At 55.2% G+C, this 21,900-nt stretch carries 23 protein-coding genes and 3 tRNA genes; 11 read left to right on the top strand and 15 right to left on the bottom strand.

The features are described 5' to 3' along the window. Nucleotides 1-288: 288 nt before the first annotated feature. The 3 genes from FCN80_RS00845 to FCN80_RS00835 are packed head-to-tail and all read right to left on the bottom strand — an operon-like array spanning nt 289 to nt 3,527. Nucleotides 289-1,182, bottom strand: coding sequence for an AAA family ATPase (locus FCN80_RS00845; RefSeq protein ID WP_136987922.1), 894 nt, complete (start codon nt 1,180-1,182; stop codon nt 289-291). A 15-nt stretch (nt 1,183-1,197) separates the two neighbouring features. After that, nucleotides 1,198-3,240, bottom strand: coding sequence for a Mu transposase C-terminal domain-containing protein (locus FCN80_RS00840; protein ID WP_230492414.1), 2,043 nt, complete (start codon nt 3,238-3,240; stop codon nt 1,198-1,200). A 23-nt stretch (nt 3,241-3,263) separates the two neighbouring features. After that, nucleotides 3,264-3,527, bottom strand: coding sequence for a helix-turn-helix domain-containing protein (locus FCN80_RS00835; RefSeq protein ID WP_136987921.1), 264 nt, complete (start codon nt 3,525-3,527; stop codon nt 3,264-3,266). Nucleotides 3,528-3,704: 177 nt separating this feature from the next. Here FCN80_RS00835 and FCN80_RS00830 point away from each other — a divergent pair, with 177 nt between their 5' ends. Then, nucleotides 3,705-4,436: a LexA family transcriptional regulator gene (locus tag FCN80_RS00830; protein WP_136987920.1), complete on the top strand. Its 732-nt coding sequence runs from the start codon at nt 3,705-3,707 to the stop codon at nt 4,434-4,436. A gap of 421 nt (nt 4,437-4,857) precedes the next feature. On the opposite strand, the gene FCN80_RS00825 is transcribed toward FCN80_RS00830, so the two are convergent. The 6 genes from FCN80_RS00825 to FCN80_RS00800 all read right to left on the bottom strand — a co-directional run bounded on the left by FCN80_RS00825 (nt 4,858) and on the right by FCN80_RS00800 (nt 9,156). Further along, the gene (locus FCN80_RS00825; protein ID WP_136987919.1) at nt 4,858-5,049 is read right to left on the bottom strand and encodes a CsbD family protein; all 192 of its coding nucleotides are present in this window, start codon (nt 5,047-5,049) and stop codon (nt 4,858-4,860) included. Between the two features lie 104 nt (nt 5,050-5,153). Beyond that, a complete protein-coding gene (locus tag FCN80_RS00820; RefSeq protein WP_136987918.1) occupies nt 5,154-5,315 on the bottom strand; it encodes a DUF1328 domain-containing protein in 162 nt (53 codons plus the stop codon). A gap of 255 nt (nt 5,316-5,570) precedes the next feature. Then, nucleotides 5,571-6,176: a molecular chaperone OsmY gene (osmY, locus tag FCN80_RS00815; protein ID WP_136987917.1), complete on the bottom strand. Its 606-nt coding sequence runs from the start codon at nt 6,174-6,176 to the stop codon at nt 5,571-5,573. Between the two features lie 458 nt (nt 6,177-6,634). After that, nucleotides 6,635-8,224: a peptide chain release factor 3 gene (prfC, locus tag FCN80_RS00810; RefSeq protein ID WP_136988280.1), complete on the bottom strand. Its 1,590-nt coding sequence runs from the start codon at nt 8,222-8,224 to the stop codon at nt 6,635-6,637. 106 nt (nt 8,225-8,330) lie between these two features. Beyond that, entirely contained in the window at nt 8,331-8,774 is a 444-nt protein-coding gene (gene rimI / locus FCN80_RS00805) for a ribosomal protein S18-alanine N-acetyltransferase (protein WP_136987916.1), read from the bottom strand. Next, nucleotides 8,743-9,156 carry a DNA polymerase III subunit psi gene (locus FCN80_RS00800; RefSeq protein ID WP_136987915.1) on the bottom strand — a complete coding sequence of 138 codons (414 nt, stop codon included), beginning with the start codon at nt 9,154-9,156 and terminating at the stop codon, nt 8,743-8,745. Before FCN80_RS00800 ends, rimI begins: the two co-directional genes overlap by 32 nt. 108 nt (nt 9,157-9,264) lie before the next feature. On the opposite strand from FCN80_RS00800, the gene rsmC reads away from it, so the two are divergent. The 6 genes from rsmC (at nt 9,265) to FCN80_RS00770 (ending at nt 13,259) form a co-directional block, all read left to right on the top strand. Then, entirely contained in the window at nt 9,265-10,311 is a 1,047-nt protein-coding gene (rsmC, locus tag FCN80_RS00795) for a 16S rRNA (guanine(1207)-N(2))-methyltransferase RsmC (protein WP_136987914.1), read from the top strand. Between the two features lie 127 nt (nt 10,312-10,438). Then, nucleotides 10,439-10,525 (top strand) — tRNA-Leu (locus tag FCN80_RS00790). A gap of 40 nt (nt 10,526-10,565) precedes the next feature. Beyond that, nucleotides 10,566-10,652, top strand: a tRNA-Leu gene (locus FCN80_RS00785). Nucleotides 10,653-10,698: 46 nt separating this feature from the next. After that, nucleotides 10,699-10,785, top strand: a tRNA-Leu gene (locus FCN80_RS00780). A gap of 845 nt (nt 10,786-11,630) precedes the next feature. Next, entirely contained in the window at nt 11,631-12,440 is an 810-nt protein-coding gene (locus FCN80_RS00775) for a GGDEF domain-containing protein (protein WP_230492413.1), read from the top strand. A gap of 297 nt (nt 12,441-12,737) precedes the next feature. Further along, a complete protein-coding gene (locus FCN80_RS00770) occupies nt 12,738-13,259 on the top strand; it encodes a type 1 glutamine amidotransferase domain-containing protein (RefSeq protein WP_136987912.1) in 522 nt (173 codons plus the stop codon). 34 nt (nt 13,260-13,293) lie between these two features. Here FCN80_RS00770 and FCN80_RS00765 read toward each other — a convergent pair whose 3' ends face one another. Beyond that, on the bottom strand, nt 13,294-13,743 hold the full coding sequence (locus FCN80_RS00765) for a YhbP family protein (RefSeq protein ID WP_136987911.1): 450 nt from the start codon (nt 13,741-13,743) through the stop codon (nt 13,294-13,296). Between the two features lie 167 nt (nt 13,744-13,910). On the opposite strand from FCN80_RS00765, the gene FCN80_RS00760 reads away from it, so the two are divergent. Continuing rightward, on the top strand, nt 13,911-14,276 hold the full coding sequence (locus FCN80_RS00760) for a GIY-YIG nuclease family protein (RefSeq protein ID WP_136987910.1): 366 nt from the start codon (nt 13,911-13,913) through the stop codon (nt 14,274-14,276). Here the strand turns inward: FCN80_RS00760 and FCN80_RS00755 are convergent. Together FCN80_RS00755 and ubiT are read right to left on the bottom strand one after the other, a co-directional pair. After that, a complete protein-coding gene (locus tag FCN80_RS00755) occupies nt 14,227-14,736 on the bottom strand; it encodes a GNAT family N-acetyltransferase (RefSeq protein ID WP_136987909.1) in 510 nt (169 codons plus the stop codon). The genes FCN80_RS00760 and FCN80_RS00755 overlap by 50 nt on opposite strands. Beyond that, on the bottom strand, nt 14,730-15,245 hold the full coding sequence (ubiT, locus tag FCN80_RS00750; RefSeq protein ID WP_230492440.1) for a ubiquinone anaerobic biosynthesis accessory factor UbiT: 516 nt from the start codon (nt 15,243-15,245) through the stop codon (nt 14,730-14,732). Before ubiT ends, FCN80_RS00755 begins: the two co-directional genes overlap by 7 nt. Before the next feature lie 322 nt (nt 15,246-15,567). Between ubiT and ubiU the strand changes: the two genes are divergently transcribed. From ubiU to FCN80_RS00735, 3 genes are all read left to right on the top strand, one after another. Then, nucleotides 15,568-16,563 (top strand): ubiquinone anaerobic biosynthesis protein UbiU, encoded by a 996-nt coding sequence (ubiU, locus tag FCN80_RS00745; RefSeq protein WP_136987907.1) that lies wholly within the window; start codon nt 15,568-15,570, stop codon nt 16,561-16,563. Between the two features lie 12 nt (nt 16,564-16,575). Continuing rightward, nucleotides 16,576-17,454 (top strand): U32 family peptidase, encoded by an 879-nt coding sequence (locus FCN80_RS00740; RefSeq protein ID WP_136987906.1) that lies wholly within the window; start codon nt 16,576-16,578, stop codon nt 17,452-17,454. Between the two features lie 218 nt (nt 17,455-17,672). After that, the gene (locus tag FCN80_RS00735; RefSeq protein WP_136987905.1) at nt 17,673-18,680 is read left to right on the top strand and encodes a luciferase-like monooxygenase; all 1,008 of its coding nucleotides are present in this window, start codon (nt 17,673-17,675) and stop codon (nt 18,678-18,680) included. A gap of 159 nt (nt 18,681-18,839) precedes the next feature. On the opposite strand, the gene FCN80_RS00730 is transcribed toward FCN80_RS00735, so the two are convergent. The 3 genes from FCN80_RS00730 to nlpI form a co-directional block, all read right to left on the bottom strand. Further along, nucleotides 18,840-20,717 (bottom strand): DEAD/DEAH family ATP-dependent RNA helicase, encoded by a 1,878-nt coding sequence (locus FCN80_RS00730; RefSeq protein WP_136987904.1) that lies wholly within the window; start codon nt 20,715-20,717, stop codon nt 18,840-18,842. Nucleotides 20,718-20,728: 11 nt separating this feature from the next. Then, nucleotides 20,729-20,788, bottom strand: coding sequence for a protein YrbN (yrbN, locus tag FCN80_RS27345; protein ID WP_136988279.1), 60 nt, complete (start codon nt 20,786-20,788; stop codon nt 20,729-20,731). 101 nt (nt 20,789-20,889) lie between these two features. Beyond that, a complete protein-coding gene (nlpI, locus tag FCN80_RS00720; RefSeq protein WP_136987903.1) occupies nt 20,890-21,777 on the bottom strand; it encodes a lipoprotein NlpI in 888 nt (295 codons plus the stop codon). Nucleotides 21,778-21,900: the final 123 nt, after the last annotated feature.

Here is a 21,900-nt window from a genome sequence, read left to right as displayed (position 1 = left end):
CTTTGGCTCGGCACATGCCATAGACAGAAACAAACTACTCATCGCCATCACCTCCAGATAACGCGAAAATCGCGCCAATGAACCATTTTCACAGTACGGTGAACGCCATTTTCAATTTCGGTGATTTCCACCGCGCGTTTTTCCCACGCTGAAAAAGGACGGTCGACAACAATGACCGGGCGTTTATATTTGGTATTGACGTTCAAGACCTTTAAGCCGCGCTGCATTAAGCGGTTAATGGGCCGCATTAATGACGGGCTATTAATTGGCATAGTATTCATGGGGTCCTCAATTAATCAGCATTTCAGCACACTTGTGAACAGCGGAAGCGGAAGGCTTCACGCCAGTAATCGAACTGGAGCGAATCACGCCACGCAGTAATTTAAACAGCCTCCGAGCATTGCCATGCGACGCTTTATAAAAGGCTTCGCTAATGTCTTTTTGCTCGGCTTCGGGTATAAGGCTGGCCGCGATTTCGGTAATGTCCTCCGGCGGTAATGCATCCCCCAATTGCAACGCAAAACCCACACGGGAATAAAGCTGCTTGTATTCACCGCGTCGCCCCTTGAGATTGATAATCAGGCGGGGCATGCCGGCAAGAATGATGCCCACACCTGATTTGTCATGGATACGCCGCAACGTCTCAAGGGCTCGGTATGGGAGGTTTTCAGCCTCATCAATCATCAGTAGCCGGCCTGAGTCACGCAACGCACTGATACATGCCTCGCTAAGCTCATGCATATTGCCGCGCTTGGTCAGATTGAGGCGGGCGCACAGCTCTTCCAGGACGACGCGGGCGGTATAGCCTGGGTCGGCCTCAATCAGAATGGCATCGCGCTGGCGCGCCGCGTATTCGCGCAGCATCATGGTTTTACCCATGCCGGCATCGCCGTAAATGACATTGATATCGCCGTCAATATGCGCCATCCGCATCACTTCCATCCCTTTACGGGCGGTGATGGTGGCGATAAAACCTATTTCCACCCGCTGAGACCGGTCCTTTTCCCGTTCGCGGGTCAGGAAGTTTTCCACCAGCGCATCGAGATTTGAGGTATCACCGGCATATTTACCCTGCAAATACTGATTAATGGTTGCGGGGCTTTTGCCGATAGCGCGGGCAACTTGAGTCTGGCTATAACCACGCCGTTGCATTAATTCATTTAAGTCCTGCTGGTTACTCATTTTATTTCCTCGCATTTACCGGCGACCGCCGTTCTTTTTCAGATACTCATCGCGATCCGTTTCCAGAAAAAAGAACGGCTCGTCATCAATTTTTGGTTCAGGTGGCATAAAGGCGCCAAAGTCCGGCAGGGTATTGCCGCCCAGTAACGGCCGGGCTTCGGCATGAACTTCATCGCGCATGTCATCAAGCCTTTTCAAGCGGCGCTGGGTACGCTGCTGCTTAAGGGCTTCCACTTTGCTGATTGGCTGAGCGGCGACTTTATTGCCGTTGTAAATGGCTTTACAAACAAAGGTGCCGTCCATTTTCCGCACAATAACTTCTGATGCATCGTGAATATCAAATGCTACGCGGACCTTTTCTCCATCAACCATGGTCAGGTCTTTAGAGAAATAATCATTATTCAAAAGGCTCAACCATCCGCGTTGAGCCACCCTTATTTCTTCCGGCATAAACATTTCGTTAAGTTCGACGTCGGTCAAATACTCTATTTCGTCGCCTTCTTGTTCCAAGACCATTTTTCGATAGGCGGCAGGGGTCAAATGGCGGCCATTGTATTTAGGTAACTCGCTGTGCTCATGTTGATGGTTGTACTTTTCGACCTCTTCAGAAATGACATCTAACAGTCGCTGCCAGGAGGGCAGCATGCGCAAGGCGTTACGCTGAACGGGCGACAATTCATAGCCTTTGTCCACTGCATTGATGGCCGATTTGATTTGCCGTTCGGTTATGCGCAGGTTTTCTCTATCGGCCGATGAACCATTAAATGTTTCGAACTCCATTGCGATGCGCCGGGGAATAACTTTATTAAGCCGTTCAATGAGACCACGAGACTGGGCCCGACCGGGAATACTGGTAGGGTGATCTATTCCGACACGGCCGAAAATACCGGTGATTTCCGCGTCAAATGTCTTGTTGGCTTCACCACCCCCATTATCGGAGTAGGCAATCAGCGGTTTCCCATGGTGTTTCATGGCATGCCGATAAGCATCGGCGACGGCTACAACGTTTTCTGATAAGGCAAGGCTCCAGCCAACGCAATAACGCGTCCGGCCATCGAGTACCAGGGTCAGTTCGGGAGTAAAGGGCCGCCCGTGTATCGGATGCGCCACTTTCATATCGAGTGATTTACCGTCGGTGATCCAGCAGCCGTTAACCGGCATTTGTGACCAATCGCGCTTTTGGTAAATCTCATATGCCAACACAGCTGAACCTGTAACACGTCCCCTTACTCGCTCACGGCGCGGTAGTTTCGCCATTGCACGGCGGACAGCATCATAAGAAGGGCGAGCGTCAATCATTGCGGGCTGGTCGTTGTAAATACGCTCCCATTCCGTACTGAATTTTGCGTAAGCCTCTCGCAAGCAGGGGCCATTCAAGTTTCGCCAATGTGCCAAAAAATCAGGTAACCATTTAATTTGTTCCGGTTTCTTTGCCTTGAGATAGCCGGGAGCAAGCATGGTCATACGCTCTATACCTGGATTAGTTGATTCAAAAACACTCAGCCATTCCTGCAAGCTGCGTTCGCCCACGCCAATACGTCCGCCCTTGCGAGCGTTGGCCAGCTCGGCAGAAGTTTTAAGGTGCGCCGGCAGGGTGCCGTTGCGTGATGCGGTCGCGATATAGTGAACAGCGGCGGTACGTGACATGCCATGATCGCGGAGCCGCTCCACTTCCATGGACAGAGCCGCCCGGGCGTCGGCAATTTGTTTTTGCTGGGCAGTCAACTTACCGACTTCACGGTCGAGCAATGCCGGGCACTGGCGCAGGATCTCCAGTTCGCTACGCGGTTTCGACCTCTTAACCCTGGTGGTCATTGACTCTATTTCTTTAGGTTTTTCAGCCAGAACAGACTGATAGATTTTCTCTCTCAATACGTCTTGGGCTTGTTTCGGTAAACAATTTATTTCGTAAACAAAGCCACCGCCAACCCCTTTCCTTTTTTGAGTTAGCCAACCTTCTTTTTTTGCGCGTTCACGTATGTTTCGTGATGTTTTTGGTAAGCCTGGCAGACTCATTTGGGCCAATTCTTCCGCGCTATAGTGAGATTTCATACTCATAAGAAAAATCCTCAAACGCGAAATCACTTATGTACATGTACAAAAGAGTCGTTAAAATCACATTCATATCGGCTAGGCCATATAACCTCTGGGCTAATGCCTATCGCTTCTGCGATAATCATTTGTCCCTTTGGCCACTTTCTATCCAAAGCATTGTTCAAGGCAGTAGGTGTCTTGTAACCATGATGTTTAGAGAGCCCACGAAGAGACCAGCCGCGTTTGTGCAAAGCCGCTACTATGTCAGCACGATGCCAGTCCTGAGATGTTTGCGGATTTTTTTTGTTCATCTTTTTTGCTCATTTACTGAAGTCATGAACAAAGATTATTCGCAAATGCGCTGAAAATCAACTCGGATAAGTTAATTAAATTTCGTATCCGAGATGAACATCTCACTCTTTTGGGCTGCTTTAAATAAAAAGTAATATATTTCAATTGATTATAATTAACTCAGATGAGGTGAATTAATGTTGCTAGAACATCCCAAAGAAGAAAATCAACTCGGATGCGAAGGGTTCCATTCTCGTTTGCGTGAATTGGTTGCAAAATTCAAGAGCACAAGTGCTTTTGCTTCCGCTGCCGGGGTATCTCCTTCAGGAATAAACAGGCTACTGGATGGGGGTTATCCTACTTTGCCGATTTTGCTTGCATTAGCGAAGGCGGGCGGTGTTTCTGTCGAATGGCTATCTACAGGAGGGAATAGCTTAACTACTAAAAATCAAATCCTTACAAACGATTCGACTGCTATTACTGATGTAAAGGGTAATGAAGTCGATCTCAGTGAGTTCGTTTTTGTGCCACGCTACAACGTCTCAGCCGCTGCTGGTTACGGGGCCTGGAATGATGATGAAACACCGATGTTTACGGTATCTTTTAGACGATATTGGGTTACCCATCATCTTAAAGCAGATCCGGCTAAACTATCTGTCATTAGTGTCTGTGGAGATTCAATGGAGGGGGTATTGAACGATAAGGATATTATCCTTGTTAACCATGAAGATAAGGATCCACGCGAAGGTATTTATGTTTTACGCATAGATGGTCAACTTCTTGTTAAACGAGTCCAACGATTTCCTGGCGCCTCATTGCGCGTGTCGAGCACCAATCCTGTCTATGAGCCCTTTGTAATCAATCTTAACGACATTCCTAGTGATTTCGATGTGGTTGGAAAAGTAGTTTGGTATGGCAGAGTGATTTAAAAAGCTCTTAAAGATATGCTAAACGCTTGCAGTTTCTTATCAAAACAATGCAAAAATAATCGCGTTTTTACCTAAAATTTCTCATTTTGAAGCGTGTCGTGCAAAATCGGCCCGCACCTCCGAGAACCGCATCCTATAAGGCTTTTCGCTTAATTTTCGTCGCGGATCCCACTATGCAAAAACGATCACCTCCCCACACTTTTCCGACGATATGCGGCATTTCCCTTATCCGGGTCACACGTCCAGCCGCCACGTCGCGGTAAGAAAGAAATGCGTATTGAAAGGGGAAGTGTAATGCAAGCCAGGCGGCTTGGCGAGGAAGGAAGCGCCGCCGGTAAAGGCAACCCGTGATGCCCGGTATGGACGCGAACAACGATGGCGGTCACTCGCGCCGGCGCGTTGTCCGGCCAACCGCGGCGTCTCAATGCACGCGTTTGGATTCCGTGTCGGCGGACGGTTGCACCGATTTGCCGTAATCTTCCTGAATCACGCCAGAGAGGTAATCGTTACTGCCGGCGACCCAGGCGCAATCGCTGTCAAACCATTCCGCCCATAATAACCACATCTGGCTCTTCCACTGCTTTAATCTGCCAACAAAGATGTCGCTATTCATACCCCCTCCCCGGAATTCAACCCGTCTAGGCCACCATCTTACAGGAGTATTTTGACAGTAATATTCCCGCGGGAAACGGGAATATTCTTGATTATAGCGGGATGCTATACTCCCCGGCGGCCGGTGAACAAGCTTATCAGGAAGATTATAATGCCGACCACGAAGACAATTTTGGCCGCCCATGCGGCTGTGCCCGCCAGGCCGCCGAAACCCAAAGCCGCCGCGATCAAGGCGATAACCAGAAATATGATGCCCCATCGAAACATAAGTCTCTCCTCACCCCAATAATGGAAAGTTGTGTCAAGTCTGCCCTGCCCAGGAAAACGGCTGTCCCCGGTTAGGCCGGTACCCGTCGTTTTTCACCTCGTTGCCGTATCGGCGGTTTTACCGCCTCCGACTCCGCGGAATTGAAGCCCCGGAAAACCGCCGACTGGCCGCGTCGTGAAATACTGGGAATGACATCGTCGTTACGGTGCCTGGCCCGGAATCGAGGCCCATAAGACGCCTCGATCCCTAAACTTTTATGATTTGACCGTCAGATCATTTTTGACGCTTTTCACCCCGTCCACTGCTTTGGCCACGCTTTCGGCCCGGGCCGCCTGCCGTTCGGTTTTCACCTGGCCGCTGAGTTGCACCACTCCGCTCTCAGTGCTGACTTTAATTAAGCGCGACGGCACTATTTTGTCGGCGAGGAATTTGGCTTTAACTTCGCTGGTGATGGCCGAATCACTGACGTAGCCTTTAACCGAAGAGGCCTGCCCTTCTTTCAGATGCAGTTGGTTATCCACGGAAGAAACGCCTTCGACCCCTTTGGCCGCGGTCACCGCGTGATCGACTTGCTCCTGATCGGCGACATATCCGCTCAGCGTCACCACGCCATGCACGGTGGTCACGGAAATATCGTTGCTATTGATACCCTTATCGCTGACCAACGCGCTTTTCACTTTGGCGGTCACCGCGCTATCGTCCATATAGTTTGCGGCGCTTTTCATGGTGTTATCGATTTTCGCAGCGGTACTGCCCGGTTCGGTTTTGATCGTGTCGTTGGCCAGGGCGCTGGTGGCGCCAACCAATACCGTACTGATAATCAAAGCCGTAATGGTTTGTGAAACTTGACTGTTTTTCATCGATTTTTCCTTTTTAGCTATCCACCCGAACGGGGTGTGGACGCCGCAATTGCGGGTTGCCTAACCGTCATCGCGCCAAAGGCGAACGACGGTATCCAAACCATCAATGCGCCGTGACATCACAGCGGCTTATGTGATATTCAGGATGAAGTGTTTGTGTTATGCCTTGGCATAAACAGAGTGTTATCTTTCTCTTGGCGAAACCGGCAGATATTCACACCGATTCACTCGGTACGCGGAGATTTTTACGCTATTTACCAGCGACACCTTAACTATAGTCCAGAATGGTCAGATTGCCTGCCCGGCGGGGGAAAAATCATCATAAAAGAAGAATTAGCAAGGATTTAAGAACAATCCGTTGTTTGGCAAGCGGGGATACGGGCCGCGGCGCCCGCCGGCATCATGCCGCCCCGCCGGCGAACACCGGACGGAGCGGGATATATCAGCGGCGCTGATGATTAATGCTCGCGGGTTTTATGGAATTGCACGTCCGGATAACGTTCCTGCGTCAGATTCAGATTGACCATGCTCGGCGCGATATAGGAGAGGTTATCGCCGCCATCCAGTGCCAGGTTCATTTCGCTTTTACGTTTAAACTCTTCCAGTTTCTTCGCATCCTGACATTCGACCCACCGCGCGGTGGAAACGTTGACCGGTTCATACAGCGCCTCAACGTTGTATTCGCTCTTAAGACGGGCCACCACCACCTCGAACTGCAACACGCCCACCGCGCCGACTATCAAATCGTTGTTGGCGATGGGACGGAAAACCTGCACCGCGCCCTCTTCGGATAATTGCACCAACCCTTTGAGCAGTTGCTTTTGCTTCAACGGGTCCCGCAGCCGGATACGACGGAACATTTCCGGCGCGAAATTGGGAATGCCGGTGAATTTCATCTGCTCGCCCTGGGTAAAGGTATCGCCGATCTGGATGGTGCCGTGGTTATGCAAACCGATAATATCGCCGGGATAAGCTTCCTCAATGTGGGCGCGATCGCCGGCCATGAACGTCAGCGCATCGGCGATGATCACGTCCTTGCCGGTTCTGACCTGGTAAAGCTTCATACCGGTTTCGTAGCGTCCGGACACCACGCGCATGAACGCCACGCGGTCCCTGTGCTTCGGATCCATATTGGCCTGGATCTTGAACACAAATCCGCTGAACCTATCCTCGCCGGCGTTCACTACCCGGGTATCGGTCTTGCGGGGCATGGGCGGCGGCGCCCAAGCCACCAACCCGTCCAGCATATGGTCGACCCCGAAATTGCCAAGCGCCGTACCAAAAAAGACCGGCGTCAACTCGCCGCTCAAAAACGCCTCCAGTTCGAAGGGATGGGACGCGCCCTGCACCAGCTCCAGCTCTTCGCGCAGCTGTGCCGCCAAATCCTCCCCCACCGCCTGATCAAGGGCCGGATTGTCCAGACCCTTGACGATGCGCACCTCCTGGATGGTATGGCCCAGGCCGCTCTGGTACAGGTAGGTTTCATCCCGTAGCAGATGATAAACCCCTTTAAACAGCTTGCCGCAACCGATAGGCCAGGTAATGGGCGCGCAGGCGATTTTCAGTTCCCGCTCCACTTCATCGAGCAGTTCGGTGGGGTCGCGGGTATCGCGGTCGACCTTATTCATAAACGTCAAGATGGGCGTATCCCGCAAGCGGGTGACATCCATCAGTTTACGGGTGCGGTCTTCGACCCCCTTGGCGGCGTCAATGACCATTAGGCAACAATCCACCGCGGTCAGGGTCCGGTAGGTGTCCTCGGAGAAATCCTCGTGCCCGGGCGTGTCGAGCAGGTTCACCAGCGCATCCCGATAAGGAAACTGCATCACCGAGGTCGTGATGGAGATGCCCCGCTGCTTTTCCATTTCCATCCAGTCGGACTTGGCGTGATGGCTGGAACCGCGGCCTTTGACCGTCCCGGCGGTCAGAATGGCGTTTCCGTACAGTAACACCTTCTCGGTAATGGTGGTTTTACCCGCGTCAGGGTGCGAAATAATCGCGAATGTCCGCCGAGCCGCTACCTCCGCGGCGTAAGAATCACTCTTCATCTCTTGTTTCTCGCTGGGTACATCGTTCAAGACCAAATCCGGCTAAAATTCGCCTACGCCAGATTCTACATGGAGTGGGCGGGTATTGACAGCATGCCGAAGCCGCCTATCCCAACGGCAGGGCCATGACGATGGCGTCTTCCCGGCCCACGGCGGCCGGATAATAGTCGCGGCGCACCGTGACATCGTTGAATCCCAGCGACCGGTACAATGCGATGGCCGCGATATTGGACTGGCGGACTTCCAGCCACAGCGTCAGTATGTCGCGTTGCTCCAGCTCGCCAATCAGGTGCTCAAGCAGCGCCCGCCCCAGGCCGCGCCGCTGGAAATCGGGGTGCACGGCGATGTTGAACAGCGTCGCCTCGTCAAGCACGGTCTGGGTAATGGCAAACGCCGCCAGTGTGCCGTCGACGGCCAGTTTCAGGTTCAGGTAGCGTTCGCCCTGGTTATCCGCAAACGTCTTGGCCGACCAGGGAAAAGCATGGCTGGCCTGTTCAATATGCCAGGCCGCCCGCATATCAGCGGTGTTCAGGTAAGAAATCTTGTTCATAACGACAAATTTGTTGCCATAAATCGCGTTTAGCCGCGGCATTTTCCCTCAGCGCCGCCAAAGGCGGGCTGGTCAGATAACGGCCGTTGGGATGGTCCACCGGACCCAAACCAAGATACCAGGCCTGGCAGGGGATGCCGCCCGGCAACATCTGAACCTGTTCCGGCGTCACGCCATACAGTTGCGACGGCGCCAAGCCCAGGCCGCGCGCCACGTCCTTGACCAATGGGTGGTCGGCCGGCGGCGGCGCGTCCGCTACCATCAGCAAACGGACGCCGGGGGGCAAAGCCACCGCCGCTTCTCCCGAGAGCGCCGCCGGGCGGCGCAGCGTCCATTGGGTGATGCCCAGTTGTTGCAACAGCCAGTCGCGTCTTGCAGTCATGTTTACCGTCCGCCGGGTAAATTATCGCTTTCATGCTATCAAACCCATCGAACCCCGGGCAATAAAGCACTATACTCCCCGCTCGTCTTAATGAGGAGCCTTTGTGTCATGTCAGTATTTACCCCGGCCAGCGAAGTGTTGCTTCGCCACGAAGACATCTTTACCGGTAAACAGGTACTGTTCGCCGGCGATATCCAGGATGCGTTGCCGGCGGAAACCGCCGCCGGGCGCGCGCGGGCGCACACTGCCTGGTATCACCGCTATCGGGCGTTGCAAGCCCAAATGGGCGGGGAAAATGTTCGCTTCGGACTCATTGCCGAACCGGAATTCGTCCAGCCGAATGACACACTGGTCTACTATTGGCCGAAAAACAAGCCGGAAGCCCGGTTCCAGTTATTCAATTTGCTGTCGCTGTTGCCCACCGGCGCCGATGTCTTCGTCGTGGGTGAAAACCGTAGCGGTGTAAGAGGCGCGGAGGCTTTGCTGGCGGAATACTGCCCATTGGCGAAAATCGATGGCGCGCGGCGCTGCGGTTTGTATCATGGCAGATTAGTCGCCGCCCCGCGCTTCGAACGTGAGGATTTCCGGGGCCGCTATACATTGGAAGGCGTAACGGTGGAGACCCTCCCCGGCGTCTTCAGCCGGGACGCGCTGGATAACGGCAGTCAATTGCTGTTATCCACCTTTACAGAACCGGTTGCCGGCGCGCTGGCGGATATCGGTTGCGGCGCCGGCGTGCTCGCGGCTATCCTGGCCAAACGGTTTCCCGGCCTCGACCTGACCCTCAGCGACGTGCATGCGCCCGCGCTGGCCGCCAGCCGCGCGACCCTTGCGGCCAATGGTCTGGACGGCGCCGTGCTCGCCAGCGATGCCTATTCCGATCTGCCGGGGTTGTTTGATGTCATTATTTCCAATCCGCCTTTCCACGAAGGCCGGCAAACGGATTTGCAAACAGCGGAGAAACTGATCCGCGGCGCGCGGACCCACTTATGCCCCGGCGGGCAATTGCGTATCGTCGCCAATGCCTTTTTACCGTATCCGGCCATCTTGGACGCGGAGTTCGGCAGCCATGCCGTACTGGCCCAGACCGGCCGATTCAAGGTTTACCAGGCGATAAACACCCCCCCTCGCAGGAAAAACCGGCCGGGGAAATAAACCCGGCGGGAAGGATAGCGTTTTTTTTGCGCTAAAGCGCCGCTGGAGCTTAAATAATCATTGACCTTGACGGTAAAACCTCTAGAATTCGCCTCCGTGGCGCGTGGCGTGAACCATGCGGTGTCAGGCGAAGGTGGCGGAATAGGTAGACGCGCTAGCTTCAGGTGTTAGTGTCCTTGCGGACGTGAGGGTTCAAGTCCCTCTCTTCGTACCAGCACACACGGCCACAACCCGTCGGTGTATCCGGCTAACAAGCGAAGGTGGCGGAATAGGTAGACGCGCTAGCTTCAGGTGTTAGTGTCCTTACGGACGTGAGGGTTCAAGTCCCTCTCTTCGCACCAGCAGGTGCCGTGGCGGGTCAAAAACAGACAGGCAAAGATGTGGTACGCGAAGGTGGCGGAATAGGTAGACGCGCTAGCTTCAGGTGTTAGTGTCCTTGCGGACGTGAGGGTTCAAGTCCCTCTCTTCGCACCAATCATCTTATCGCGAGGTATCGGCCGTTCCGGCGCTTCCTTTATTTTCTTTGTTTTCGCTTTAATCCATCATCCCATTAAGGTTATTGCGGATGTCTTATGGATAATTCCCCGTGATATCCCCATCTTATAGCGACGGATGACAGCAAGGCGTAAAGCTGTTAAATTAACCCGTCGTCCCAAACATGCCCTATCCATTAACGATATCAGCTTAATTGCACTGAAATGATTTCGGGTCGCGGCAAGCGAGCGGCACATTTTTCTGAATCGTTTAAACCCGCCAATGGGCGGTACTTTAGTGAAAGGCACGATGCCTCTCACGCTAACACCGTGGTTTACACCAGTGATGTCGCCGGGATGCGCCAGGACGGCTCCGCCGGAAGCGGAGAGAAATATCGTCGCCTGCCGCGCGCCGGGACGGGCCGAAAAGGCCGGAGCATGCCGGCAATGCGCAGTATGACGAGTATACGCGTTCTTCCCCTGGTTCGCGGTGTCTGTTTATGTATCGTCTAACAACGGCTGGAGCTTACCTGTCAGGACATGATAACGCGTTACAGTTATGAGGAATTACGTAAAAGCAAGCATCGACTGACGTTGCTATTGTTTCTATTTCTGAATTTTTCGCTCTCGCTATTTTATATCTTTTATGCCCTCCATAATTCTTTTTCCGCCACATTGCCATCCGTCATAATGGTGATAATGTGTGGACTAAGTTTTGCGGCCTGTTATTCAAAATTGAAAAGCTATGCGAAGCAATTGAATTTTTTTGCACTTTTGAATGGTCTGTTATGGTCCTGGCATCTCCATCTGCTATTTGATAATAACCTACCGCAAGAAGGCGCTTTTTTGTTATATAGCCTGATGATGATTATTTTCATCGGCGTCTTAACGCTGGCGGATAACATATTTGCTTTTTACCTTTACTGTCTGCCCGCAGCATTTGCCGCCGGGATGTTGGATAAATTCAGCCATATAGTCGCCTTGCTGTTTACCGCGGCCATGGTGGCAATCGGTTTCGCCTTGCGCCACTGTCTGCTGAAATACAACGAGGACATGACGTCCGAATGGGTGAAAAGGCTCAGTGAGGAACGTGAGAAATTCAGTGATCTCAGCATGATAGATCCGCTTACCGGGTTGTATAACCGTCGGGGCCTGCATAACAGGCTGGAGAACCTGCCGGTGAATAGCGCCGCCAATCATTATATCCTGCTGTTGGATATCGATCATTTCAAGGCCTACAACGATAACTATGGCCATACCATGGGCGATAGCGCGCTGGTCGCCGTGGCGGCGGCCATCCGCGACGCCGTCCGCTCCCGGGACATTGTGGTGCGTTACGGCGGCGAGGAATTCCTGGTGTTACTGATCGATGTCGACAAAAACGCCGCTGTAGGCGCGGCGGAAGCCGTCCGCCAGGCGGTGCTGGATTTGAAAATTCCCCATAAGTTCAATGAAGCGGTATCGACCACGGTTACGCTTAGCGCCGGTATCGCCCTGATGTTGGATCATGACATACCGGCATCGCTAAGCGCCGCCGACGCCGCCCTTTATTTGGCCAAAAGCCGTGGCAGAAATTCCATTGAAATTGCCTTGATGGATGATGACCGATATAGGGTTCCGCCGGCACAGACCCAAACGGCGGGCCAAGAGAAATAACGATTCCCGCCCCGGTCGTTTTCAATCCGCCCCGTCGCGGGTTTACATCCGATGCGCCGGACCGCGGCGGCAAAGGCGAGACGCCTGCATTGACGACTCATCCCGGCCGTCAATGGCGCGACACTGACCAAAACGAGACAGCGTTCTTCGCCGCTAAAAACGTGACCGGCTTCGTGATGGGAGTGAATGCGCGCGGTCCACGAAGACGCTGCTCAAAGTTTGACGGAGCCATTTGCTCCTCACCCGTTTCGGCACTAGTCTTAGGTGAGTCCAATACTCATTGAGAAGGAGGACATCATGGCTAAAAGAATCGCTGTATTAATTACCGATGAATTTGAGGATGCCGAATTCACCTCCCCGACGCAAACCTATCAGCAGGCCGGCCACCACGTCGTCACTATCGACGACAAAGCCGGCAAAACCATTGTTGGCAAACACGGCGAAGCGAAAGTGACGATTGATAAGGCTATCGACGACGTCACGGTGGACGAATTCGACGCTCTGCTGCTGCCGGGCGGCCATTCGCCGGATTCGCTGCGCGGAGACGATCGGTTCGTTGCGTTTACCCGGGACTTCGCCGCCAGCGGTAAACCGATATTCGCCATTTGCCACGGGCCGCAGTTGCTTATCAGCGCCGATGTGGTGCGCGGCAAGAAAATGACGACGGTTAAGCCGGTAGTGGTGGATTTACGCAACGCCGGCGCCGATTTTTTCGATAAAGAAGTGGTTATCGATAACGATACATTGGTAACCAGCCGAACCCCGGACGACCTGCCCGCCTTTAATCGCGAGTCGTTGCGGATCCTTAACAAAAAATAACCGGGCCGGCGGTTGCGGCCCGTCCGCCGCGGCTTTAATCGGCCTGCGGCGGATGTCGCAGCCAGCTTATCTTGGTGCCAAACCCTAGCGTATTATTCGTGAACTTGATTTCGTCCAACCGCAGGCGCCAGATGGGCGTACCGGCGATTTTCGCCAATGGGAAACGCGCGGTGTACAGTTTGCGCGCGGACTGCGCTTCGTCCCCCTCCAGCCGGCGGACATCGCCGCGATACTGGATCCCCTTGATACGGCTGACCGTTACCGTTTGATCGTTTATCGTGCCGGCCACAGAGTGATTCTCCGCCAGCAGTCCCCCGTGGCGGGTATTCCCATCAGTGAGCATATACAGGCACATTGTGGCTTCGTCCAGCGCGTAGAAGCAGTTGGCGCACCAGAGGGTTTGCCCGTTCCCCACGCACAGCGTCAGAACATGCTGTTTTTTTAGATACGCGACGATGGCGTTAAGATTTGTGTCAGTGTTCACTTTTATTCCATGTAATTTATATGGTTATTTTGCAGAATATAGCGCTCCATCACATTTTGTCCATGGCTGCCACCGAAAAAACCAGCACGTTGCCATAATGGCTCTCTCGTCCGCCAATGATATGCGTTACACTTGGGAACATTCGCCATGAGCGCGGGGAAGGGGGAATGACCGCCAACTGGCATCTTTATGTGATCCGTACCGGCAAGGGCATCCTTTACACCGGTATCACCACCGATGTGGGCCGGCGTCTGGATCAGCACGCGCGCGGCGCGGGCGCCAAGGCGCTGAGGGGCAAAGGTCCGCTGACGCTGGTTTTCCAATGCCCGGCCGGCGATCGGCGCGCCGCCTTGCGGTGGGAGTACCGCATCAAGCAACTTAATCGCCGGCAAAAAGAACAGTTGATCGCCAGCGGCGCGCAATCCCTTGAGGCTATCTGGGCCAAGCTGCGCGTCGAACCCTGTCCGGCTAAAGCCATCCCGCTTAAAAATTCACCTGATCGAAAGGTTCGGCAAAATCAATCCGGCCACTGACGTCCGCCGGCGCCTCTTCCGACAGCGTGAATATCTGCAATCCCGCGGCGGCCAGCGGGTGGCGGCAGTGCAGGCATTGTTGTTCGGCGGGGACGAAACCCAGCGTCGAGAAATAAGCGTCATCCCCGGCCACCACCACGCCGCTGTAGCCGAACTCGTTTAACGCGTCGAGCCCCTCATAAATCAATTTGCGGCCGATGCCCTGCCCGCGATGCCCGTCATCCACCGCCAGCGGCGCCAGCGCCACCCACTGGCAATCCTCGCCGTCGATCCATACCGGGCTGAACGCGGCGTAACCCACGACGCCGCCCTCACTGTCGGTGGCGACAATGCCCAGCGTCAACAAGCCGTCCTCACGCAACCGATGCACCAGTTCCGCCTCGGCATCCCGCTGGAAAGCACGCCGCAGCAGGCTATCGATACCCGGCGCATCCACCGGGATTTCCACCCTGATTAGCACGACGGCGTTACGCGGGTACCCTCAAGGTCCGCGCCCTCTTTCATTCCGGCTTCGATAAATTCAGCCACTTGCATTAAAGCGATACGCAGTAGATTCGGCATACTGGCCACGTCAATGGAATCCATCAGATTTTTGACATACAAACCCAATTCGGTGTCTCCTTCTATGCGTAGTCGGCGTTGGAAAAATAAGGTGTCGGGATCTTGCTTGCGCGCCATGATAAGAATCAGATCATTGGCGTCGCCGCTAAAACTGACGTCGGCCCGCGCCTGTCGTTCGACTCGCAACCTGTTCCCATCCAGGGTCATGTACCAGCGTAGCGCCAAATCGTTGACCTCGATCTTAAGCCACCGGCCGGACAAAAAGTCCAGATCGCCTTCCTCCAGCGCCTCATGGAATTGCCAACGCAGCACGTGTTCAATTACCCGGCGCTGCAAGGCGAACGGCGTCAGTGTAATCGGCAAGCGCAATAGTGACGGTCCCCGGCGCACAATATGTGCTCGTAGCATATCCAACACGATTTCTGCTCCTCTAGAATTCTTTCATCATTCTGCCACAGTGAATAAAGCCGGTAGGGGCCTATATCAATTATTTCCGACATAAAAGGCGCTTCTTCCCACCTCTCTCACGTCGCGCCGGTATTCACCCATTGGAGCTTTCACTGTTGCCATTACGCCATAAGCTGCCTCAAATCAAAATACCGCGTGCCATTCTTATTTAAAATTATTCCTTTATGTCGCGATCAATCGCCTATAAAACAATCTGTTGGCGTTTGATCATTTTATGCCCCGCGCCCTGTCGGCCAGGGCGTCTTAAGCCATCGGGAGCCATATGGAATTGCTCTGTCCCGCCGGAAATTTGCCGGCGCTCAAAGCGGCGGTGGAAAACGGCGCCGATGCGGTGTACATCGGTTTGAAAGACGACACCAACGCCCGCCATTTCGCCGGTCTGAACTTTACCGAAAAGCGGCTACAGGAAGCGCGGGACTATGTCCACCGCCACCGCCGCAAACTGCATGTGGCCATTAACACGTTCGCCCATCCCGAGAGCTATGCACGCTGGCAACGAGCGGTGGACACCGCGGCGCAGGCCGGCGTCGACGTGCTGATCCTCTCGGATTTGGCCATGCTGGAATATGCGCTGGAACGTTATCCGCAAATAGAGCGGCATGTCTCGGTACAGGCTTCGGCGACCAACGAGGCCGCCATCCGTTTCTATCAGCGCAATTTCGCGGTTTCAAGAGTGGTTCTGCCGCGGGTGCTTTCCATGCATCAGGTCAAGCAACTCGCCTCGGTCAGCACCGTGCCACTGGAAGTGTTCGCCTTTGGCAGCCTGTGTATCATGGCTGAAGGCCGCTGCTACCTTTCCTCTTATCTGACCGGGGAATCGCCAAATACGGTGGGCGCCTGCTCGCCGGCGCGTTTCGTCCGCTGGCAGCAGACCGAGCGGGGCATGGAATCACGCTTGAACGAGGTGCTCATCGACTGTTATCTGCCTGAGGAAAACGCCGGCTATCCCACGTTGTGCAAAGGCCGCTACCTGGTGGACGGCCAGCGTTACCACACACTGGAAGAGCCCACCAGCCTTAATACGCTATCGCTGTTACCGGAATTGATGGCCGCGAATATCGCCTCGGTGAAAATCGAGGGGCGCCAGCGCAGTCCTGCCTATGTCAGCCAGGTGACCCGGGTCTGGCGCCAGGCCATCGACAGTTGTCTGGCCGACCCGCAAGGCTTTCAACCGCAAAGCGCCTGGAATGAGGCGCTGGGCGCCGTATCCGAAGGGGCCCAGACCACCCTGGGCGCCTATCACCGCCGCTGGCAGTAACAGGAGTTCGAGATGAAATTCTCATTGGGTCCGGTGCTGTATTTTTGGCCGAAACCGGAAATCGAGGCGTTCTATGGCATGGCCGCCGGGAGCAGCGCCGATATCATCTATCTGGGCGAGACCGTTTGCAGCAAGCGCCGGGCGTTGAAGACCGCCGATTGGCTGGAACTGGCCGCCGCCGTGGCGCAAACAGGCAAACAGGTGGTCATCTCGACCCTTGCCCTGATCCAATCCCCTTCTGAACTGACCGAACTCAAGCGATACCTGGATAACGGCGATGTTCTGTTGGAAGCCAACGATCTGGGCGTGGCGCAATTGGCGGCGGAACGGGGCCTGCCGTTTGTCGCCGGACCGGCCTTGAACTGCTACAACGCCTACGCGCTGCGCATTCTGCACCGGCAAGGCATGATCCGCTGGTGCATGCCGGTGGAGCTATCGCGGGAATGGCTGGCGAACATACTCAGCCAATGCGCGCAACTGGGGCTAAGCGGCAAGTTCGAGGTGGAGCTGTTCAGTTATGGCCACCTGCCGCTGGCCTATTCAGCCCGCTGCTTTACCGCCCGTTCCGAAAACCGTCCGAAAGACGAATGCGAAACCTGCTGTATCCGTTATCCTCAAGGCCGGCAAGTCCTGTCCCAGGAAAACCAGCCGGTGTTCGTGCTAAACGGGATCCAGACGCAGAGCGGCTATTGCTATAATCTTATTAATGAACTGCCCTCCATGACAGGACTGGTGGATGTGGTGCGTCTGTCGCCGCAAAGCCGTGAAACCCTTACCATGCTGGAGCGCTTTCGCGCCAATCAGGAAGGCTTGCACCCCGGACAGTTGACCCGCCAGGCCGAATGCAACGGCTATTGGCGCCGGGTGGCGGGCCTGAATCTGGTGGACTGACGTTCCCGCCACGCGAAGGGGCCGTGTTTACGGCGTTATCCGCAACCGGCCGCCATGGCCGGTTTTTCGTCATGAATCGCGCCGCCGCGCCTTATCAGCGCCGTTCTTTTTCCTCCGACGGCACATTTGGTGTCTTGCGTCTGGGGCGCCGGCGGCATAATCCCAAATGAGTGCCCGGCGGCCAATGCCGGAAGCGTTTAACGGATGCGAGCCCAACTATGACAAAACTGACCATTCCCTTTTCCCTTCTCGACCTATCGCCGGTGCCGCAGGGGTCAAGTCCCCGCCAGGCGTTTGAATCCTCGCTGGATTTGGCCCGCCATGCCGAGGATTGGGGTTATCACCGTTATTGGCTGGCGGAGCATCACAATATGACCGGCATCGCCAGCGCCGCCACCTCGGTGTTGATAGGCTACCTCGCCGCGGGTACCCGATCTTTGCGTCTGGGGTCTGGCGGGGTCATGTTGCCGAATCATTCGCCCTTGGTGATCGCCGAACAATTCGGTACCTTGGCGACCCTTTATCCCAACCGGATCGATCTGGGGCTGGGACGGGCGCCGGGGACCGATCAGCGCACAATGCTGGCCTTACGCCGCCACCTCTCGGGCGATGTCGATAATTTCCCCCGCGATGTACAGGAATTATTGATGTACTTTGACGACGCGCAGCCCGGCCAGCCGGTGCAAGCGGTGCCGGGACAGGGCCTGCATGTGCCGCTCTGGTTACTGGGTTCAAGCCTCTATAGCGCGCAGTTGGCCGCCAAGCTGGGTCTGCCGTTCGCCTTCGCGGCCCACTTCGCCCCGGAAATGCTTTGGCAGGCGTTGAAGATTTATCGCGAAAACTTCACGCCTTCCGCCGCGCTGCAACAGTCCTACGCGATGATTTGCATCAATGTCGTGGCCGCCGATAGCGAGCGTGACGCCCGGTTCTTATTCACGTCAATGCAGCAGCAATTTATCAATTTGCGTCGCGGGCGACCCGGCCCATTGCCGGCGCCGGTAGAGCATATCGACGCATTATGGTCGGCTGGGGAGCAATACGGCGTTGAACAAGCGCTGCGCATGTCGGTGGTGGGTTCCCCGGAACAGATCCGCGAGAGATTGCAAAAGGTGATCGCCGACACCGGCGTCGATGAACTCATGATTAACGGTCAGATATTCGACCACCAGGCCAGGCTGCGCTCCTTCGAGCTTGCCATGGCCGCGCGGGCCGAACTGGCGGGATAGGGTTTTCGCTCCCGCCGTTCAGATAATAAAACCGCCGTAACGGCGGTTATATTATTGTCATACGCAGGGTTACGCTTTACCGGCGGCGCCTGCTTACCCAGTCGTCGAGTGGATTGTCACCCGACGTATTCAGGATATGCCGGCATACCCGGGTTGCCGTCAGGCCTCGCCGCCGAAACGGCGGCGTCCGGCAGACGAACCGGCGTTGTCGCCGTCACGACGCGGCGCGCGCTGACCATCGCGACTGAAACGGCGCTCGCTGCCGCCATTATCGCGGCGATCGCTAAAGCTGCGCCGGGATGCGCCCCCTTCGCGGCGATCGCCGCCGCCAAAGCCGCCATTGCGAGGCGCGCCGCCACGGCGGTCGCCGCGCGGTTGGGCCTCGCCCACGAACTGCATGTTCATCGGCTTGTTCAGGATCCGCGTACGGGTGAAATGCGACAGCATGTCGCCCGGCATGCCCTTCGGCAGTTCAATGGTGGAATGGGAAGCGAACAGTTTGATGTTGCCGATATAGCGACTGCTGATATCCCCTTCATTGGCGATGGCGCCGACAATGTGCCGGACTTCAACGCCGTCGTCGCGGCCCACTTCGATACGGTAAAGATCCATTTCGCCCACATCGCGGCGTTCGCGGCGGGCGGGACGTTCAAAACCGTCCGAACGGCGATCGTCGCGATCGCGGAATTCCCGACGGGGCCGGCGTTCGATAACCGGATCCGGCGGCAGAATCAGCGGACGTTCGCCCTGCGCCATTTTCAACAGCGCCGCGGCCAGCGTTTCCATATCCAGTTCGTCCTCCGGCTGAAGTTTCGCCAGAAGCGCCCGGTACATATCCAGATCGCTGCTTTCCAGTTGCGTCCGCACCTTGGCGGCGAATTTCTCCAGACGGCGCTGACCGAGCAACTCGCCGGACGGCAGTTCCACTTCCGGGATTGTGAGCTTCATGATGCGCTCAATGTTGCGCAGCAGCCGGCGTTCGCGGTTTTCCACAAACAGCAGCGCGCGGCCGGCGCGCCCGGCGCGCCCGGTACGGCCGATGCGATGGACATAGGATTCGGAATCCATCGGAATATCGTAGTTCACCACCAGGCTGATACGATCGACATCCAGCCCGCGCGCCGCCACATCGGTGGCGATCAGGATATCCAGCCGGCCGTCTTTCAGGCGATCCAGCGTTTGCTCCCGCAATGCCTGGTTCATGTCGCCGTTGAGGGCGGCGCTGTTATAGCCGCTATGCTCCAGTGCCTCGGCCACTTCCAACGTGGCGTTTTTGGTGCGCACAAAGATGATGGCGGCGTCGAAATCCTCGGCCTCGAGGAAACGGACCAGCGCTTCGTTCTTGCGCATGCCCTGTACCGTCCAGTAGCTCTGGCTGATATCCGGGCGAGTGGTCATGCTGGACTGGATCCGCACTTCCTGCGGGTTCTCCATGAAACGCCGGGTAATACGCCGAATCGCTTCGGGCATGGTGGCGGAAAACAGCGCCGTCTGATGTTCGGCCGGGATCTGGGCCATGATGGTTTCGACGTCTTCGATAAAGCCCATGCGCAGCATTTCGTCGGCTTCGTCCAACACCAGGCCGTTAAGCCTGGAAAGATCCAGCGTGCCGCGCTTGAGATGATCGAGCAGGCGTCCAGGCGTGCCGACGACAATCTGGGGCCCCTGGCGCAACGCGCGCAGTTGCACGTCGTACCGCTGGCCGCCGTACAGCGCCACCACATGTAATCCTTTCATATGCTTGGCGAAATCAGCGCAGGCTTCGGCGACCTGTACCGCCAGCTCGCGGGTGGGCGCAAGCACCAGAACCTGCGGCGCGGCCAGGTTCGGATCGATATTTTGCAGCAGCGGCAGCGCGAACGCGGCGGTCTTGCCGCTGCCGGTCTGGGCCATGCCCAGTACGTCGCGGCCCGCCAGCAACTGCGGGATGCACTCGAGCTGGATTGGCGATGGTTTTTCATAGCCCAGATCGATAAGTGCTTTCAGAATGGGATCGGACAATCCCAAATCAGCAAAAGAGGTTTCAACTTCAGACATGTACACGTGCCTCATTTCATTATGGCGGCCAGTCTACATACCTCGTTGTGAAAATTTTCAGTTATTTTCATCAAAAGTGTGAACCGGCTCAAATTGGATTAAAAACAGACGAACAAACCCTCACCCTCGCAGGTGATGAAAAAGGAAAGGGCTGATAAGTTAAGTTCGTCAGCTATTGCTGGTCCGATTCTGATAGGTCGTCTTGCCCTTGGCCCAAAAGCGCCAATTCCAACAATGCATAGCGGTGCTCAACAAAATTGTGAACGTTGTTAGCGACCGTCAGTTTGAACAACGCCGAAGCGGAGTTCTTGTCCCCCAGACTCAGGTAGTGTTTACCTAAATAGAAGTCAGTTTCACTGAGATGCTCGGCGAGCGAAGTGTTATCCGTTGCGTCCGCCTTAAGGCGCTCCATCAGCGTTCTTTCGCTGATGTCCCCCAGGTAGAACTCGACGATATTCCATCCCCATTGTCCTTTGTTCGCTTTTTCATAACGCTGAGCCAGCGCCTGTTTGGCTTTGTCGGCATTGATTTGCCTTTCAGCCAGATACAGCCAGAGCGAACGGAACGGATCATTTGGGTCGTCGTGATAAAACGCCAGCAGATCATCCTGCGCCAAACGGTAGCGACCGCCATAATACAGCGCGATGCCACGGTTCAAGTACGCGTAATTGTAAGTTGGATCAAGCTCTAATACAGAATCAAACGCCTCATAGGCAGCATCAAAATTGCCTGCCTGCGTTAAATATATGCCGAGATAATTAAAAACTTCCGGCATATCGGGCCGGATAGCCAGCGCTTGTGAAAAATCATTTCGCGCCAACGCTCGCAACCCTAAGCTATCATACAGCACTCCGCGCTCATATAACAGCTGTGCTCGTTCATCATCGGTTAGCGCCCGGCTCGCCAGGATTTGTTCCATACGCGCCAGGATGACCTCTTGCTGCAACGTCGGCTGTAGAGGAACAGCCAAAACGTCATTCTCACTACGCCAATCAATGTTGCTGCATCCTGCCAGCATAATCGCCATCGCAACGAACCACCAGCGCAAGTAAGGCCTCATTTCCCACTCCCGAAGAAAAACATTGGATGAACGTCCTGTCCCCCATCGGCTTTACACAAGGCATCCAACCCTTGTGATACGATCAGCTTCCGGCCTGGGCCGGGAGCTGTAAAATGCGCTAAC

Origin of the sequence: Martelella alba (assembly GCF_005217455.1) — a bacterium.
GTDB lineage: Bacteria > Pseudomonadota > Gammaproteobacteria > Enterobacterales > Enterobacteriaceae > Acerihabitans.
Note: the sequence above shows the minus strand (reverse complement) of the source record. Positions and strands in the feature narration are given on the sequence as shown.

Excerpts from the sequence above, each read along its gene's own strand:
- FCN80_RS00845 (WP_136987922.1), bottom strand. The coding sequence starts at position 1,182 with ATGAGTAACCAGCAGGACTTAAATGAATTAATGCAACGGCGTGGTTAT.
- FCN80_RS00760 (WP_136987910.1), top strand. The coding sequence starts at position 13,911 with ATGACCGCCAACTGGCATCTTTATGTGATCCGTACCGGCAAGGGCATC.
- nlpI (WP_136987903.1), bottom strand. The coding sequence starts at position 21,777 with ATGAGGCCTTACTTGCGCTGGTGGTTCGTTGCGATGGCGATTATGCTG.
- FCN80_RS00800 (WP_136987915.1), bottom strand. The coding sequence starts at position 9,156 with ATGACTGCAAGACGCGACTGGCTGTTGCAACAACTGGGCATCACCCAA.
- FCN80_RS00740 (WP_136987906.1), top strand. The coding sequence starts at position 16,576 with ATGAAATTCTCATTGGGTCCGGTGCTGTATTTTTGGCCGAAACCGGAA.
- rsmC (WP_136987914.1), top strand. The coding sequence starts at position 9,265 with ATGTCAGTATTTACCCCGGCCAGCGAAGTGTTGCTTCGCCACGAAGAC.
- prfC (WP_136988280.1), bottom strand. The coding sequence starts at position 8,224 with ATGAAGAGTGATTCTTACGCCGCGGAGGTAGCGGCTCGGCGGACATTC.
- FCN80_RS00730 (WP_136987904.1), bottom strand. The coding sequence starts at position 20,717 with ATGTCTGAAGTTGAAACCTCTTTTGCTGATTTGGGATTGTCCGATCCC.
- FCN80_RS00825 (WP_136987919.1), bottom strand. The coding sequence starts at position 5,049 with ATGAATAGCGACATCTTTGTTGGCAGATTAAAGCAGTGGAAGAGCCAG.
- FCN80_RS00840 (WP_230492414.1), bottom strand. The coding sequence starts at position 3,240 with ATGAGTATGAAATCTCACTATAGCGCGGAAGAATTGGCCCAAATGAGT.
- ubiT (WP_230492440.1), bottom strand. The coding sequence starts at position 15,245 with ATGCTACGAGCACATATTGTGCGCCGGGGACCGTCACTATTGCGCTTG.
- FCN80_RS00820 (WP_136987918.1), bottom strand. The coding sequence starts at position 5,315 with ATGTTTCGATGGGGCATCATATTTCTGGTTATCGCCTTGATCGCGGCG.
- ubiU (WP_136987907.1), top strand. The coding sequence starts at position 15,568 with ATGGAATTGCTCTGTCCCGCCGGAAATTTGCCGGCGCTCAAAGCGGCG.
- rimI (WP_136987916.1), bottom strand. The coding sequence starts at position 8,774 with ATGAACAAGATTTCTTACCTGAACACCGCTGATATGCGGGCGGCCTGG.
- FCN80_RS00830 (WP_136987920.1), top strand. The coding sequence starts at position 3,705 with ATGTTGCTAGAACATCCCAAAGAAGAAAATCAACTCGGATGCGAAGGG.
- FCN80_RS00770 (WP_136987912.1), top strand. The coding sequence starts at position 12,738 with ATGGCTAAAAGAATCGCTGTATTAATTACCGATGAATTTGAGGATGCC.
- osmY (WP_136987917.1), bottom strand. The coding sequence starts at position 6,176 with ATGAAAAACAGTCAAGTTTCACAAACCATTACGGCTTTGATTATCAGT.
- FCN80_RS00735 (WP_136987905.1), top strand. The coding sequence starts at position 17,673 with ATGACAAAACTGACCATTCCCTTTTCCCTTCTCGACCTATCGCCGGTG.
- FCN80_RS00835 (WP_136987921.1), bottom strand. The coding sequence starts at position 3,527 with ATGAACAAAAAAAATCCGCAAACATCTCAGGACTGGCATCGTGCTGAC.